The sequence below is a fragment of the Catenulispora rubra genome (assembly GCF_015356825.1).
Taxonomy (GTDB): domain Bacteria; phylum Actinomycetota; class Actinomycetes; order Streptomycetales; family Catenulisporaceae; genus Catenulispora; species Catenulispora rubra.
In genome coordinates this window covers 1-14,140 of the sequence record NZ_JAACYW010000294.1, presented here as the reverse complement: position 1 = coordinate 14,140, position 14,140 = coordinate 1, and the positions used below count along the sequence as shown (strand labels likewise).

At 72.5% G+C, this 14,140-nt stretch carries 13 protein-coding genes and 1 pseudogene; 9 read left to right on the top strand and 5 right to left on the bottom strand.

Translation table 11 applies throughout. From position 1 onward, the window contains the following. Positions 1–295: pseudogene (locus GWK61_RS44880) on the bottom strand (hypothetical protein); the annotation flags it as partial. Positions 296–339: 44 nt separating this feature from the next. Further along, on the bottom strand, positions 340–1,260 hold the full coding sequence (locus GWK61_RS44875) for a MarR family transcriptional regulator (protein WP_194918681.1): 921 nt from the start codon (positions 1,258–1,260) through the stop codon (positions 340–342). 78 nt (positions 1,261–1,338) lie between these two features. On the opposite strand from GWK61_RS44875, the gene GWK61_RS44870 reads away from it, so the two are divergent. From GWK61_RS44870 to trxA, 5 genes are all read left to right on the top strand, one after another. Beyond that, complete coding sequence (locus tag GWK61_RS44870) at positions 1,339–2,016, top strand: NADPH-dependent F420 reductase (RefSeq protein WP_194918679.1); 678 nt, start codon at positions 1,339–1,341, stop codon at positions 2,014–2,016. 124 nt (positions 2,017–2,140) lie between these two features. Next, positions 2,141–3,529 carry an FAD-binding oxidoreductase gene (locus tag GWK61_RS44865; RefSeq protein ID WP_194918677.1) on the top strand — a complete coding sequence of 463 codons (1,389 nt, stop codon included), beginning with the start codon at positions 2,141–2,143 and terminating at the stop codon, positions 3,527–3,529. Between the two features lie 108 nt (positions 3,530–3,637). Then, the gene (locus GWK61_RS44860) at positions 3,638–4,411 is read left to right on the top strand and encodes an SDR family oxidoreductase (protein WP_194918685.1); all 774 of its coding nucleotides are present in this window, start codon (positions 3,638–3,640) and stop codon (positions 4,409–4,411) included. Positions 4,412–4,480: 69 nt separating this feature from the next. Beyond that, a complete protein-coding gene (locus GWK61_RS44855; protein WP_228563986.1) occupies positions 4,481–4,984 on the top strand; it encodes a MerR family transcriptional regulator in 504 nt (167 codons plus the stop codon). Further along, entirely contained in the window at positions 4,893–5,171 is a 279-nt protein-coding gene (gene trxA / locus GWK61_RS44850; protein WP_323748041.1) for a thioredoxin, read from the top strand. Before GWK61_RS44855 ends, trxA begins: the two co-directional genes overlap by 92 nt. A 111-nt stretch (positions 5,172–5,282) precedes the next feature. Here the strand turns inward: trxA and GWK61_RS44845 are convergent, their stop codons facing one another. Continuing rightward, entirely contained in the window at positions 5,283–6,560 is a 1,278-nt protein-coding gene (locus tag GWK61_RS44845) for an RNA polymerase sigma factor (RefSeq protein WP_194918672.1), read from the bottom strand. Positions 6,561–6,678: 118 nt separating this feature from the next. Here GWK61_RS44845 and GWK61_RS44840 point away from each other — a divergent pair, with 118 nt between their 5' ends. Continuing rightward, complete coding sequence (locus GWK61_RS44840; protein ID WP_194918670.1) at positions 6,679–8,223, top strand: FAD-binding oxidoreductase; 1,545 nt, start codon at positions 6,679–6,681, stop codon at positions 8,221–8,223. 373 nt (positions 8,224–8,596) lie between these two features. Here GWK61_RS44840 and GWK61_RS44835 read toward each other — a convergent pair whose 3' ends face one another. Continuing rightward, on the bottom strand, positions 8,597–9,964 hold the full coding sequence (locus GWK61_RS44835; RefSeq protein ID WP_194918668.1) for an extracellular solute-binding protein: 1,368 nt from the start codon (positions 9,962–9,964) through the stop codon (positions 8,597–8,599). Positions 9,965–10,098: 134 nt separating this feature from the next. Then, positions 10,099–11,049 carry a helix-turn-helix domain-containing protein gene (locus tag GWK61_RS44830; protein ID WP_194918666.1) on the bottom strand — a complete coding sequence of 317 codons (951 nt, stop codon included), beginning with the start codon at positions 11,047–11,049 and terminating at the stop codon, positions 10,099–10,101. A gap of 329 nt (positions 11,050–11,378) precedes the next feature. Here GWK61_RS44830 and GWK61_RS44825 point away from each other — a divergent pair, with 329 nt between their 5' ends. From GWK61_RS44825 to GWK61_RS44815, 3 genes are all read left to right on the top strand, one after another. Beyond that, the gene (locus GWK61_RS44825; RefSeq protein WP_194918682.1) at positions 11,379–11,909 is read left to right on the top strand and encodes a DUF5987 family protein; all 531 of its coding nucleotides are present in this window, start codon (positions 11,379–11,381) and stop codon (positions 11,907–11,909) included. Then, positions 11,906–13,576, top strand: coding sequence for an FAD-dependent oxidoreductase (locus tag GWK61_RS44820; protein ID WP_194918664.1), 1,671 nt, complete (start codon positions 11,906–11,908; stop codon positions 13,574–13,576). Before GWK61_RS44825 ends, GWK61_RS44820 begins: the two co-directional genes overlap by 4 nt. Positions 13,577–13,791: 215 nt before the next feature. Further along, positions 13,792–14,140: helix-turn-helix domain-containing protein (locus tag GWK61_RS44815; RefSeq protein ID WP_194918662.1), on the top strand; the 349-nt coding region annotated here is incomplete at its 3' end.

Here is a 14,140-nt window from a genome sequence, read left to right as displayed (position 1 = left end):
CCACCAGGTCGTACGCCCCGCCGCCGGGATCGGTGTGCAGCCCCAGCCACTCGGCGACCGGTTCGAGCCCGCGCGCCCGCAGCACCCGCCCCGCCTCGTCGATCAGCACCGGGGCATCCGCGGCGGTCAGACCGTGATCGGCCAGCAGCCGACCGCCGAGCGGATCGCCGGGCCGCAGCCAGGTATAGGCGACCTCGCTGCGCGTCAGAAAGGTCCGCACCACCGAACATTCCGGCGACCACTGATCGCCGACGAGGGTCACGGCCGATCGCGCCCCGTCCTCCTGCCCAGACATGCCTTCGACAGTAGAACGGGTTGGCGGAGCCCGCAGCCGACCTGTCAGAGCTGGTGCTCCCGGACCAACGGCGACGGCGCGATGGTGGTCGGCACCGGCAGATCGCCGGGCCGGGGGCCGACGTCGAGGCGCAGCGTGGCCGGCGTCTTCTCGCCGCGCAGGACGTCGAGCGTCAGCACGCCGGTCCCGGTGGCGTTGTTGATCGCCGCGTACAGGCTGGCGATGGAGCGCACGGGTCGGCCGTCCGCATGCGTCAGCACGTCGCCGACCATCGCTCCGGCCTGGTCGACCCGGCTGCCGGGCTCCACCGCGCGCACGATCAGGCCGACGGTCTCCGGCAGGCCGGCGGCGCGGCGGATGGCCATGGTGACGTGCGCCGGGGCGACGGTGAAGCCCAGCCGGGGGAACGTGGGCTCGGGGCTGGTGCCCTCCAACGAGACCAGCAGCGTGCGCAGCAGATCGACGAGCTGGTCGCGCTGCGCCGGGTCGAGGCCTGCGAGCAGGCGGTTCTCGGTGGCGATGTGCGCGGGGGTGACGCGCTCGAACAGCGCGATGCCCTCGGGCGCCAGCGCGACGCGGCTGTTGCGCCGGTCGGCCGGGTCCACGTCGCGGGTGACCAAGCCGCGCTCGACGAGGCGGTCCACGCGCGTGCTGATGGTGCCGGAGCTGAGGTTCAGGGCGCGCATCAGGCGGCGCTGCGAGACGCCGTCGGGTTCGCCGAGGCGGCGCAGGGTGACGAGGCTGTAGAACTCGGCGGCGTTGAGGCCGTACTCGCTGAAGGTGGTCTCGAGTTCGGCGTCGAAGGTGCGATTCAGCCTGTTGACGCGCGCGAAGACGGCGACCGGCGCGAGGTCGAGGTCGGGCCGGGTCTCCTGCCACGAGGCGAGGAGGCGGTCGACGGAGTCGTGCGCGACGGCGGCGTCCGGCGGCCCGGCAATCGGCTCCCGACCTGGCTTCGCGCTCACGGGAACAATCCTACCGCCGCGATCGCTTGGCATAATAGTTTGGGCCCAAGCTAATAACGCGAGCGAACGGGAGACATCATGAAGATCGGTGTGATCGGAGCGGGCCGGATCGGCGGCAACGCGGCACGGCTGTTCGTCGCGGCGGGGCACGAGGCACTGCTGTCCTTCAGCCGGGATCAGTCCCGCCTGGAGGCCGCGGCGGCCGAGCTGGGCCCGCGGGCGCGCGCCGGCACGGTGGCCGAGGCGGCGGCGTTCGGGGACGTGGTGTTCCTGTCGGTGCCGTGGACGCAGGTCGAGGCGGTCCTGGCCGAGGCCGGGCCGCTGGACGGCAAGATCGTGATCGACACGACGAACCAGTTCGGACGCGAGGGCTGGCAGGCGCTGCCGGGCGGCGCGACCGCGGCGCAGCTGAACCAGAGCCGGATCCCCGGCGCACGCCTGGTGAAGTCGTTCAATACCCTGACAGCCGCGTTCCAGGCGAGCGAGGCTGGGCGGCCGGCGGAGCAGCGCGTGGTGCTGTTCATGGCCGGGGACGACGCGGAGGCCAAGAAGGTGGTGGCCGACCTCATCGACGACGCCGGGTTCACCGCCGTCGACCTCGGCGGCTTGGCCGACGCCGCGCCGCTGGAGGCGCCTCGGCGTCCGGGGGCGTTGTACGGGGAGGAGTACCGGCCGGCGGAGGCGGAAGCTGCGGTGGCTGCGCTGCGGGCCGGGCGTCCGTTGCCTCCGACACCGGATTACGCAGCCGGAGCCTGACACTCCGCCGAGGCCGCCCCCGAGCACGTTCGCGGATGCTCCCGCGCCGGCCGAGCACGCACCCTGATAAGCGGAGCCGCCCGGACCTGTCCCGGTGCGCCGAGCAGGAAGGTGCCGTGCTGTCATGGTCGATGCCCGACAAGAGATCGCGCCGGCGAGCGTCGCCTTTCCCGGCGACTCCGCCTACGCCGAGGCCATCCAGGTCTACAACCTGGCCGGACCCGCGCATCCAGCCGCCGCGCTCACCGCCACCAGCGTCGCCGACGTGCAGGCCGCCGTCGGCTACGCGGCGGCGCGCGGGCAGGGCGTCCGCGTCCACACCACCGGCCACTCGGCCGCGGCTGCCCCGCCGATGGACGGCGCGCTGCTGATCCGGCCGCTGCTGGACGGCGGCGTCGAGATCGACGTCGAGCGCCGCCTGGCCCGCATCCCGGCTGGCGCGTCCTGGAACGCCGTCGTGCACGCCGCCGCGCCGCACGGCCTCGCCGCCCCGCACGGCACTTCCGGCACCGTCGGCGCCGTCGGCTACCTGCTGCACAGCGGCGTCAGCCTCTACGGCCGCAAGCTCGGCATGGCCGCCAACCACATCCGCGCGATCGAGCTGGTCACCGCCGACGGACGGCTGCGGCGGACCAGTGCGGATGAGGACCCTGAGTTGTTCCGGGCCCTGCGTGGCGGCGGGGGCGGCCTCGGCGTCGTGACCGCCGTAGAACTCGCGCTGTTCCCCGTCACCGGCCTGGTCGCCGGGGCGGCCTTCTGGTCGGGGACGCCCGCCGAGGCCGTGGTCCACGCCTGGTACGACTGGACCCTGCGCGCCCCGGACGAGGTGTCCACCTCACTGCGGATCATGAACCTCCCGGACCTGCCGGAGATCCCGCCGATGCTCAAGGGCGGGCCGGTGGTGTGCGTCGCCGGCGTCGCGCTGGGAGAGGACGCCGACGCGGCGCGTGCGCACGCCCACGGCCTGCTCGATCCGCTGCGCGCGATCGGCGAGCCGGTGCTCGACACCTGGCAGGACGGCGGCCCGGACGTGGTGCCGGAGGTGCATATGGACCCTGAGGAGCCCGGCGCCTTCATCGGCGACCACTTCCTGCTGGCCGAGCCGGGCCGCGACGGCATGGCCGCCTTCCTGCGCCTGACCGGCGAAGGGTCCGGCTCGCCGCTGATCGTCGCCGAGCTGCGGCAGCTCGGCGGCCGGTTCGCCGTCCCGGATCCGTCCGGCGGCGTGCTGAACCACCTGGCCCCGCCCCTGGCCTACATGGGAGCCGGGGTGCCGGCGCTGCGCGGCACGCCGGCCGAGATCATCGAACACTGCGACAAGGTCCGCGCCGCGCTCGCACCCTGGGACACGCGGCGGACCGCGCCGGGCTTCGTCAAGGGCCTGGACCGGCCGCGGGGCCACCTGACCGAGGACGATCTCCTGGCAGTCGAGCGCGTGCGGGCCCGCGTGGACCCCGACGGCCTGTTCCGCGGCGACGCGATGCCCGAGACCGTGCTCGGCAAGCGGTCGTGACCTACATCTTCCACCACGTTCTCAAATGACCGAGTAGGAAAGAAGGCGAAGATGCCCGAGCCCTTCACCATCCCCGAGCCGCCCGGTATCTCCGAGGCCGGCGCCGCGATGCTCAAGGACAAGGTTCTGCTGGTTTCCGGTGTCGGCCCGGGCCTGGGCCGGGAGATCGCGGTGCGCGGCGCCGCAGCCGGGGCCGACGTCGTCCTGGCGGCACGTACCGAAACGGTTCTGAAGTCGGTGGCCGCCGACGTCGAGTCATACGGTCGCAGGGCACTGACGGTCCCGACCGACATCCTCGACCCGGACGCCTGCCGGGCACTGGCCGAGCGGGCCGTGGACGCCTTCGGGCGCGTCGATGTCTTCGTCAGCAACGCTTTCGCGCCGCCGACGATGGGCGATCTGGCGACGATGGACCTGGAAGCGGTGCGCACGTCGCTGGAGACGGACGCGTTCGCCGCGCTGCGTCTGGTGCAGCTGCTCGCCCCGACACTGACCGCGCACGCGGGCTCGATCGTGATGGTCAGCTCGGCCGTGGTGCACCACTCGCGGGCGAACTTCGGCGCGTATAAGGCGTCCAAGTCGGCGCTGCGGTCCCTGGCCAGCAGCCTTGCCAGCGAGCTCGGCCCGAGCGGAGTCCGCGTCAACACCGTCGTGCCGAACTACATCTGGGGCGAGGGGCTGAAGGGCTGGTTCGCGTATCAGGCCGCTGAGCGCGGGGTGTCGCTGGAGGACGTCTACGCCGAGACCGCCGCCCCGTTCGACCTGCGCCGGCTGCCCGACCCCGGGGACGTGGCCAACGCGGTGCTGTTCCTGGCCTCGGACCTGGCCAGGGCGATCACCGGGCAGAGCCTCAACGTGGACGCGGGCGAGTTCCACTCCTGAAGCGTGCGCTTGACCTTGACGCCGGTGTCAAGGTCTACCGTGGTCGGGCGGCACGGATCGGGGAGGACGATGCAGATCGGAGAGCTGGCGGAGCGCGCGGGTGTGAGCACTCGTGCGCTGCGCTACTACGAGCAGCAGGGGTTGATCACGGCGCAGCGCGCCGCGAACGGCTACCGCGACTACGACGAGTCGAACGTCCGCCTGGTCGAGGAGATCCGCGCGCTGCTGGCGGCGGGCTTCACCCTGGACGACGCGCGCCCCTTCGTCGAGTGCCTGCGCACCGGGCACGAAACCGGCGCCTCGTGCCCAGAGTCCATCCAGGCCGCCCGGCGTCGGCTCGCCGAGATCGACGCGGACATCCGTGCCCTGACCCGCCAGCGCACCGCTCTGGCCGCCCAACTGGCGCGCTCCTGCAAGGACTGCGCCCTGTCCCCCGGAGAGAACAATGATCACCCTGACCGCGGAGAACTTCACCGAGCAGGTGCTGCACGCCGACAAGCCGGTACTGGTCGACTTCTGGGCGGAATGGTGCCCGCCGTGCCGAATGATGGCCCCGATCCTGGAGGCGCTTGAGGCCGAGCTCGGCGACAAGCTGACCATCGCGAAGCTCAACGGCGACGACCACCCCGGCATCGCGCTGCGCTACAACGTCCGGGCGTTCCCGACGCTGAACCTCTACCGCGACGGCGAGGTCGTGCACCAGATCATCGGCGCCCGGTCGAAGCGGCGGTTGCAGACGGAGATCGAGGGGCGGTACTGACGGTCGGGGTCGCAAAGGCTTGATTCCGTCTCACCGGCGCGGCCGGCCGGCTGGCCTGCTGGCCGGCCGCGCCGGAGCCCGCTCCCGCTTCTGCCGTACTGACCTATCGCGCTACCGCCCTCCGCGCCCCGACGCCTCAAGCACCCCCGCGACCCGCTCCGCCTGCTCCTTCAGAAACCGCCGCTCCGGCCCGCTGGCCGCCTGCCGCGTGGCCGTCTCGTACGCCTCGCGCGCGCCGTCCAGGTCGCCTTCCATCTCCAGCAGGTAGGCCCGCACCGCGCTGAGCCGGTGGCTCCCGGCCATCCACCGGTCCTCCTCCAGCGGCTCCAGCAGCCGCAGCCCCTCCCGGGGGCCCTTCACCATCCCCATCGCCACCGCGCGGTTCAGCCGCACCACCGAGTTCGGGGTGATCTGCTCCAGCAGGTCGTACAGCGCCAGGATCTGCGGCCAGTCCGTCTGGCCGCCGACCGGGGTCTCCACGTGCACGGCCGCGATCGCCGCCTGGAGCCGGTACGGCCCGACGCCGGGCAGCGCCAGCGCCTCGACGACCAGGGCCAGCCCCTCCTCGGCGAGGTCGGTGTTCCACCGCGAGCGGTCCTGCTCGGCCATCGGGACCAGCGCGCCGTCGGCGTGCGTCCGGGCCGGGCCGCGGGCTTCGGTGAGCAGCATCAGCGCGAGCAGGCCCTCGGCCTCGCCGTGGCCGGGCAGGACCCGGTGCGCCTGCCGCATGAGCCGGATCGCCTCGGCGGTGAGGTCCGGGCGCAGCAGGTCGGGGCCGGCGGTGGCGGTGTAGCCCTCGTTGAAGATCAGGTACAGCACGTGCAGGACGGCCCGCGTGCGCTCGGCGCGCTCCTCCTCCGGGGGCATGCGGAACGTCATGCCCGCGTCCTTGATCTGCTGCTTGGCGCGGGAAATGCGGCGCGTCATAGAGGTCAGGGGGACCAGGAACGCGCGGGCGATCTCCTCGGTGGTCAGGCCGCCGACGGCGCGGAGCGTGAGCGCCACCTGCGAGGACGGGGTCAGCGCCGGGTGGCAGCACAGGAACAGCAGCATCAGCGTGTCGTCGTCGGCCGACACCCGCTCCTCGTCGTCCGGGGCCGGGGCCACCGACGCCTCCGGCGCGGCCATCGCCGCGACCGTCACCTCGCGGGTGCGGCGCGCCTGGTCGCTGCGCCAGTAGTCGGTCAGGCGGCGGCCGGCGACGGTCAGCAGCCAGCCGCGCGGGTTGTCGGGCACGCCCTCGGCCGGCCACTGCGTCGCGGCCGAGACGAGCGCCTCCTGGACCGCGTCCTCGCAGCCGTCGAACTGCCCGTGGCGCCGGACCATGGCACCGAGGACCGAGGGCCTGAGCTCCGCGAGCAGACTTTCCAGGCGTTGGTCGGAACGCACCAGCTCATTGTATAGGCGCCGGGGGCGGCGCCCCCGGGAGCGCACGCGGCGAGATGCCGCCGGACGGGGCCTTTGACACCGTCTGGGCAGGGACCGCGAACCGCTGAGGAAGGCCGCCATGACGGACACGACCGGCGCCACGACCGCCACCACCGCTGCCGACAACGGTGCCACCGCCGACGTCGTCACCCGCGACGACCCCCGCTACTCCGCCCTCGTCGAGGGCTACAACCACCGCTTCGTGGGCCGGCCCGACCAGGTCCGGCTGGTCCGCGACGCCGCCGAGGTGCAGGCGGCGGTGCAGATCGCCGTGGATTCCGGGCGGGACGTCGCCGTCCGCAGCGGCGGCCACTGCTTCGAGGACTTCACCGCGCACCCGGACGTCAGGATGCTCATCGACCTGTCCGCGCTGAACCACGTCGGCCACGACCCCGAGCGCGACGCCTTCGTGGTGGAGCCCGGCGCGCGCCTGGACCACGTCTACCGCACGCTGCACGACGGCTGGGGCGTGACCATCCCGGCCGGCACCTGCTTCGAGGTCGCCGCCGGCGGGCACTTCGCGGCCGGCGGCTACGGCCCGCTGTCCCGGCGCGACGGCCTGGTCGTGGACCACCTCGTCGCGGTCGAGGCGGTGGTCGTCGAGGCCGACGGCCGGGTCCGCACGGTAGTGGGCACCAACCAGCCCGACGACCCGCACCACGACCTGTGGTGGGCCTGCACCGGCGGCGGGGGCGGCAGCTTCGGCGTCGTCACCAAGTACTGGCTGCGCTCCCCCGGGACGCCCGACGGCGACCCGGCCCGCCAGCTGCCTCGGGCGCCGCGGGCCGTGCACCGCCGCGACACCCTGTGGTCCTGGGACACGATGTCGGACGCGGACTTCCACAGGCTGCTGCGCAACTACTGCACCTGGTACGAGCAGAACAGCGAGCCGGGCGCCCCGGCGGCGCCTCTGTGGAGCAACCTGATCATCACGCACCGCTCGGGCAACATGTTCATCCTGACCTCGGTGATCCCCGACGACGCGCCGGACGCCGCGAAGCTCCTGGACGCGCACACCGAGGCGATCACTCGCGGCATGCAGGCCGCGCCGATGTCCTCGACCTCGGAGCTGGCGCCATGGCTGGACACCTGGCTGCCGTCGTACAGCTGGCCCAGCGATCCGCAGGGCCGGTACAAGAACAAGGCGGGCTACCTGCGCCGCGGGTTCACCGACGCGCAGATCGCCGCGATCCACCGCCACCTGTCCGCCGCCGACTACGACAACCCCATGGGCTGCCTGGTCGTGACCGGGTTCGGCGGCCGGGTGAACGGCGTGGCGTCGGACGCCACGGCGGTGGCGCAGCGGGACAGCATCCTGAAGGCCTCCTACAGCACCGGCTGCTGGACCGACCCCGCCGACGACGAGCGCCACCTGGCGTGGGTCCGCGCCTACTACGCCGACGTCTACGCACACTCCGGCGGCGTGCCGGTCCCGGACGCGACCGGCGACGGGTCCTACATCGGCTACCCCGACACCGACCTGGCCGACCCGGCGTGGAACGGCTCGGGGGTCGACTGGTCCGCGTTGTATTTCAAGGGCAACTACCCGCGGTTGCAGCGGGCGAAGCAGGCTTATGACCCGCTGGACGTGTTCCACCACGGTCTGTCGGTGCGGCTGCCGTGAGGCGGGCGGGAGTGGCGGCGCCGGGCTCGACACGCGCGACCGCGACGGTGCCGGGCGACCTGCCGCCGCGCAGGTCTGTGCGGCTGGCGGAACCGGAGCCGGAGTCGCCATAAGCGGCGCGGGCCGCCTCGTGCCCTGGCGGCCTGCGCTTCGGTGGTGCGGCGGGCGACAGGTGGCCGCAGGCCCAGCGTGTAGTGATTTCCCCTAAGCCCGGTCCTGCGGCGTCTTCGCGTGTCGCTTTCTCCTTCTCGGCTCCGACCACAGGTCGAGCGGGGTTTCCGCGTCCCCTCGGAGCCATAGCGAGGAAAGGCGAAAACGATGAGCGACATCCGGGCGCACAGCCGGGACTTCGTCGATCGCGCGCTGGAAGCCCTCACCTGAGCCGGCGCGGGGGGTCGTTCCCGCAGTCCGGCCCTCCGCGCCCCCGAACGTTGTACTCGTCCAGCAGCCGCTGCGCCTCGGCGTTCGCCGACGCGAAGCGCCACACCGGGTCCTCCTCGCCGAGCAGGACGTCGTGCATCGCCTGCGTCATGACGCCCTGAATCCGCGTCAGGTCCCCGATCAGCGCGCCGAGCGCGGCCGGCGAGCGGTCCGAGGCGGCCAGTTGGTCGAGTGTGACCGCCGCCTGCGGATGCTCCTCGAACCAGCCCTGCGCCGTCAGCAGCTTCGTCGCGGCGCCGGTGGCCGGCGCGAATCCGGTGTCGCAGTGCCGTTCGGCGACGTGCGCCGGCGTCATCAGGTACTGCAGGAACGCCAGCGCTCCGTCGCGCACATCCGGCTCCAGGCCGTCGACCAGCCAGATCGCGTCCCCGCCGATCAGCGTGCCAGCGAAGGGAAAGCGTCCGCTGTAGGGCGTGCGCCCGGCCGCAACCCCGAAGCCGCGCTCGCGTCCGGCGCGCGCCAGCCGGTCGGCCTCGGCCGACGAGCCGAGGATGAAGGCGACCTTCTGTTCGACAAAGGCGCTGAACGTGTCCTCCCACGCCTGCCGCACACTCTCCCCGTCCACCGGTTGACCGGTGTAGAGGTAGCGGCCCTGCCGGTGCATGCGACGCCACCAGCCGACGAAGGCCAGCATCTCCGGGGAGTCCAGCAGCATCTTCTCCGCGCGGCCCCGGCGGCCGTTGCCGTGGTCCGCGAGCAGGCCGCCGGACTGCGCGACCGCCTGTTGGAAGAGCCAGCCGTGATTCGGCCAGGTGATGCCGTGGCTGACGCCGGGCAGTCCGCGCACCGCCTCGCACACGCCCTCGACCTCGTTCCAGGTCTGCGGCAGCCGGGTCACGCCGGCGGCGGCCAACAGGTCGGTGTTGGCGTAGAGGAGCGTTGTGGAGATCAGCGACGGGACGGCCATCAGCTCGCCGTCGGAGGAGTAGCAAGCGCGCGCGGCGGCCAGGATGTCCCCGGTGACGACGGGATGGCCCAGGATCTCCCGGCGGCCGGCGACGGCTTCGTGCACGGATGCGAACAGCGGCGTGCCGGAGCCGGAGAGCATGTCCCGGGCCAGCTGTGTCGTGGTGTGCGGGAACTGCACCAGCGCCGGCGGACGTCCCTGGAGAGACGCCGCGCGGACCTCCTCGGGCAGGGTCCCGACGTCGGCCTCCCGGATGGTGATGACGTACTCGGGGTGCAGGTCGTGGAACGACGCTGCGACCCTGCGGATCCCGCTGAGGTAGCCCGGGACCTCGGGATGGCGCGGCAGCCACACATCGACCGCCACTTCGGCCGCACCAGCGGTCGTCGTCATGCCGCACTCCCTGCGTGTGTGCCTGGAAATCTGCCCGATGCTGCGGTGAGGTCCCAGCCGCGCGCCTGAGAACGTGCGGCCAGGACCAGTATGTAAGGATTCTGCGACAGCAAGTAAGGATTCTGGGAAACTATCTAACCCACGCCCGCGCCGACCCCCGCCCTGACTGATGTAGCCGACGCAGCCGACGCGGCGGAGGCGGCCGCGGCCGCCCGCTCGACAGCCTCCTCCCGCGCCGCCTGGAGCGCCAGCAGGACCGGCGGGTCGAGCACGCCGGCGGGCTTGAGCGGGAGGTCGGCGACGTACTGCTCGACGCCACGGCGGATGATGATGGGGCCGAGCGTCCCGACCCACACCGGCGACTCCGCGCCGCGCGACTCGCCGCCGCGCGACTCGCCGCCGCGCGACTCTCCATTGCGCGACTCTCCGCCGCGAGTCGCCTCGGCGCCGAAGCGGCCGCGGCCCGGACGCGAGGCCGAGGCCGAGGCCGAACCCGAAGCCGAAGCCGCGCCGTCGTCCTCCACCGCGGACTGCGCCAGCAGGTACCAGCGCCCCGTGGGGACGTTGTCGAACCGGTACGAACCCGGCCCGTCCAGGATGGTGCAGCAGACCGGGCGGCCCTCCGGCACGCACTCCGGGAACAGGCCGGCGAAGACCAGCCCGCGCCGTTCGTCGTGCCCTTCGATCACGCCGCTGACGGTGGCCGCGCCCGAGGCCGAGCCGCGCGGCTCGGCCAGCCGGATCCGGTCGGTGTGCCCGCCCCGGCGGCGGTAGTCGGTCGGCGAGAGCCCGACGCTGCGGCTGAAGCGCGAGCTGAAGGTGCCGACGCTGTTGTAGCCGACCAGGACGCTGATGTCGACCACGGTCATGGTGGTCGAGGTGAGCAGGTGTTTGGCCCGCTGGAGCCGCAGCGCGGACAGGAACCGGGCCGGGGAGACCCCGGTCGCGCGCTGGAACATGCGGGTGAAGTGGAACTTGCTGAACATCGCGGCGCGGGCCATGTCGTCGACGGTGACCGGCTCGCTGAGTCGTTCGTGCATCGTGGTGATGGCCCGCTCGGCGGCCCGGGTGATGGCGTCGTTCATCGCGTGCCCCATTAGGTAGACCGTGATCTGGACGGCGTCCGCACACGGCGGCGGATTGAATCTGTGCTCTGATATGTATTTGTTGTCGTTCCGGCGGCTCCGCAACCCTGGCCTCGCCGCCCGGAGCGAGACGTGTTCCAGCATGCTCGATATCTGATTTGCCCGCCTTCTCGGTCCGTGCGGTTTTTGTGCGTTGTGCGCCGCGGCCCAGGTCCAGCGCACGAGCGAAGACGCCCGGCTCGAACACGCGCTCTGACAATGAACAGGACCGTGATCGAGGAGGAGGAATCCACGTGAAACCACCGTTGGCTGCCGAACGGGTGCAGACGATGACGCTCGAAGCGTTCGCCGACACCATCGTGCCCGGCGAGAAGCGCTTTCCCGGGGACCTGGCGATCGCCGGGACCGCCAGTGGCGGCGGGGCCGTGGCGGCCGGCGCCGTGGACCTCATGCGGACCGAGGCCGGCGGGATGGCCGACTCGCTGCCGAACCTGGTCGAGGCCCTGAACAAGCACGCCGAGGCCTACGGCGACGAGCTGCGCCTGGAGCTGGACCCCGACGTCCCGGCGTTCGTGGCGCTGCCGGCCGGGCACCGGGCGACGCTGGTCGCCGAGCTGGTGCGGCCCGGGCACCCGGAGAAGTTCCTGTGGGTGGGGCTGGCGATCTTCAGCAACATGGCCTTCGACACCGGCGCCCACCTGAGCACCGTCGAGGCGCTGGCCGCCGGCCACCCCGGCCTGATCGCGCTGGGCTACTCGCAGCCCGACGCCGACGGCCTGTGGCGGTTCCCGGACTTCTCCTACCGGCGCCCGCTGGCCCCCCTGCATCCGCACACCACCGCCACCGGGAGCCCGGCATGAGTACCGTGGAGCAGACCGACGTCCTGGTCGTCGGCAGCGGCTTCGGCGGCGCCATCGCCGCCTACCACCTGGCCGCCGGCGGCGCCCGGGTGGTGGTGCTGGAGCGCGGCCCCTGGCTCAGCGGCGAGGACTTCGACCAGGACTTCCGGTTCGGGGCCTCCGGGACCCGGATCTTCGACTTCGTCATCGGCAACGGCATGAGCCTGCTGGGCGGGAACTGCGTCGGCGGCGGCAGCGTGGTGTACTTCGCCGCGATGCCGCGCGCGCCGCGCTTCGTGTTCGAGCGGCACGGGTCGCTCGGGCGGCGGATGTGGCCGGCCGCGATCACCCGCGACGCGCTGGAGCCGTGGTACGACCGGGTCGCCGAGGCGCTGCCGATCAGCCAGCTGAACTGGAACGACGCCACCTACGCCGGCGGGCTGTGGGCCGCGGCGTGCGCGCACGCGGGCCGCACCGCCAACCCGGTGCCGGCGGCGATCGACCGGGAGCTGTGCACGAACTGCAACTGGATGCTGGCCGGGTGCCGCTTCGACGCCAAGCGCTCCATGCTGCTCAACTACCTGCCGGCGGCGGTGTCGCACGGTGCCCAGATCAGGCCGCTGCACGAGGTGCAGCAGATCGCGCGGAACCAGGACGGCTCGTATCAGGTCGCGTACAACACCGTGCACGACGTGGACTACCGGGTCGTCACCGGCAGCGGCACGATCCAGGCGAAGATCGTGATCCTCGCCGCCGGGGCCGGGGCGACGCCGGTGATCCTGCAGCGCTCCGAGCCGGTGCTGGGCAAGATGCCGTACGCGGTCGGGCGCTTCTTCTCCGGCAACGGCGAGCGGCTGAACACCGCGATCATCGATGAGGACAAGGCGCGCTCCGTGCTCGGCCTGGACCGCGGCGACGGCCTGGCCTACGCCGCGAACCAGATCGGCAAAGGCCCGACCGTGGCCTCCTGGGACGACCTGGACGACACCAAGCCCGAATTCGAGCGCTTCTCCCTGGAGCAGCTGTACTTCCCGCCGGGCCTGGGCACGATCCTGGCCCAGACGCCGAACCCGGACGCCTCAGTCCCGGCCTGGTTCGGCCCGCGCAAGAAGGAGATCGTCGAGCGCTGGCAGTCCTGGCTGACCATCTTCACCACGAGCGAGGACGACAACGAGGGCGTCTTCGGCCCGCCGCCGCCGACCGGGAACGCCACCCGGTTCTCCCAGCAGATGCTCGGCTTCGGCCCGCTGACGTACCGGCCGACGGCGAACACGCTGCACGGATGGGAACTTTCAGACGCCGAGATCAAGCGGGTGCTGGAGAAGGACGGGCTGGCCGAGGTGCGGCCGTGGACCAACGAGGTGGTCGGCGCGTACACCGTGCACCCGCTGGCCTCCTGCCGGATCGGCGACGACCCGGCGACCTCGGCCCTGGACGACACGCACGAGCTGCGCGGGCATCCCGGCATCTTCGTCACCGACGGCTCCGCGGTCCCCGGCGCGCTGCTGGTCAACCCGGCGTTCACGATCGCGGCGCTGGCCGAGCGGGCGATGCCCGGGATCGTGCGCGCGGCGCGCGAGCGGGGCGTCGACGTGCGCTACGGGGCACCGGCGCCGGACGGGCAGACCGCGGCCCGGGACGCCTCCTGGACGCAGGCCGTCCGGCTGGCCGGTGCCGCAGGGGCCTGATGTGCTCCGCCCCTGGTCCAGGCGGCCGTGCGGCGCCACGGTCACCGAGCGTGACGCATTGCCAAAGATGTGTCACCTGACTACTCTCCACCACGAGTGATCGACCAGGTAAAGCGCCTCAGTCCGGCGCCGGCTGGAGACCTCGGGGACAGTCGGCGCCAGGTGCGGCGGATCGAGCACGCGAGGCAGTGGCCCACCATCGACCGGAGACGGGGATGCAGAGCGCCGACACCACCCTTTCCACCGACCCCCATCTCCGAGCGGCAGTCGAGCGCGCGATCGTGACCCTGTGGGACCGGCACCGTGAACCGCTTTCACTGTCCGCCGTCGCACAATCCGCAGGTCTGAGCCCGTTCCGCCTGTCCCGCGCGTTCCGGGCCCAGACCGGCACCTCCCCCCTGCGCTTCCTGGCCGCGATCCGCATGTACCAGGCCAAGCGCCTGCTGTCGGAGACCACCATGACCGTGGCCGACATCGCCTTCGAGACCGGCTACCACAACCCCCGCACCTTCGACCGCTGCTTCACCGCCCGCGTCGGCGCCCCACCAGCGCGCTACCGCTGCC

Excerpts from the sequence above, each read along its gene's own strand:
- GWK61_RS44855 (WP_228563986.1), top strand. The coding sequence starts at position 4,481 with ATGCAGATCGGAGAGCTGGCGGAGCGCGCGGGTGTGAGCACTCGTGCG.
- GWK61_RS44860 (WP_194918685.1), top strand. The coding sequence starts at position 3,638 with ATGCTCAAGGACAAGGTTCTGCTGGTTTCCGGTGTCGGCCCGGGCCTG.
- GWK61_RS44870 (WP_194918679.1), top strand. The coding sequence starts at position 1,339 with ATGAAGATCGGTGTGATCGGAGCGGGCCGGATCGGCGGCAACGCGGCA.
- GWK61_RS44825 (WP_194918682.1), top strand. The coding sequence starts at position 11,379 with ATGACGCTCGAAGCGTTCGCCGACACCATCGTGCCCGGCGAGAAGCGC.
- GWK61_RS44835 (WP_194918668.1), bottom strand. The coding sequence starts at position 9,964 with ATGACGACGACCGCTGGTGCGGCCGAAGTGGCGGTCGATGTGTGGCTG.
- GWK61_RS44865 (WP_194918677.1), top strand. The coding sequence starts at position 2,141 with ATGGTCGATGCCCGACAAGAGATCGCGCCGGCGAGCGTCGCCTTTCCC.
- GWK61_RS44820 (WP_194918664.1), top strand. The coding sequence starts at position 11,906 with ATGAGTACCGTGGAGCAGACCGACGTCCTGGTCGTCGGCAGCGGCTTC.
- GWK61_RS44830 (WP_194918666.1), bottom strand. The coding sequence starts at position 11,049 with ATGAACGACGCCATCACCCGGGCCGCCGAGCGGGCCATCACCACGATG.
- GWK61_RS44840 (WP_194918670.1), top strand. The coding sequence starts at position 6,679 with ATGACGGACACGACCGGCGCCACGACCGCCACCACCGCTGCCGACAAC.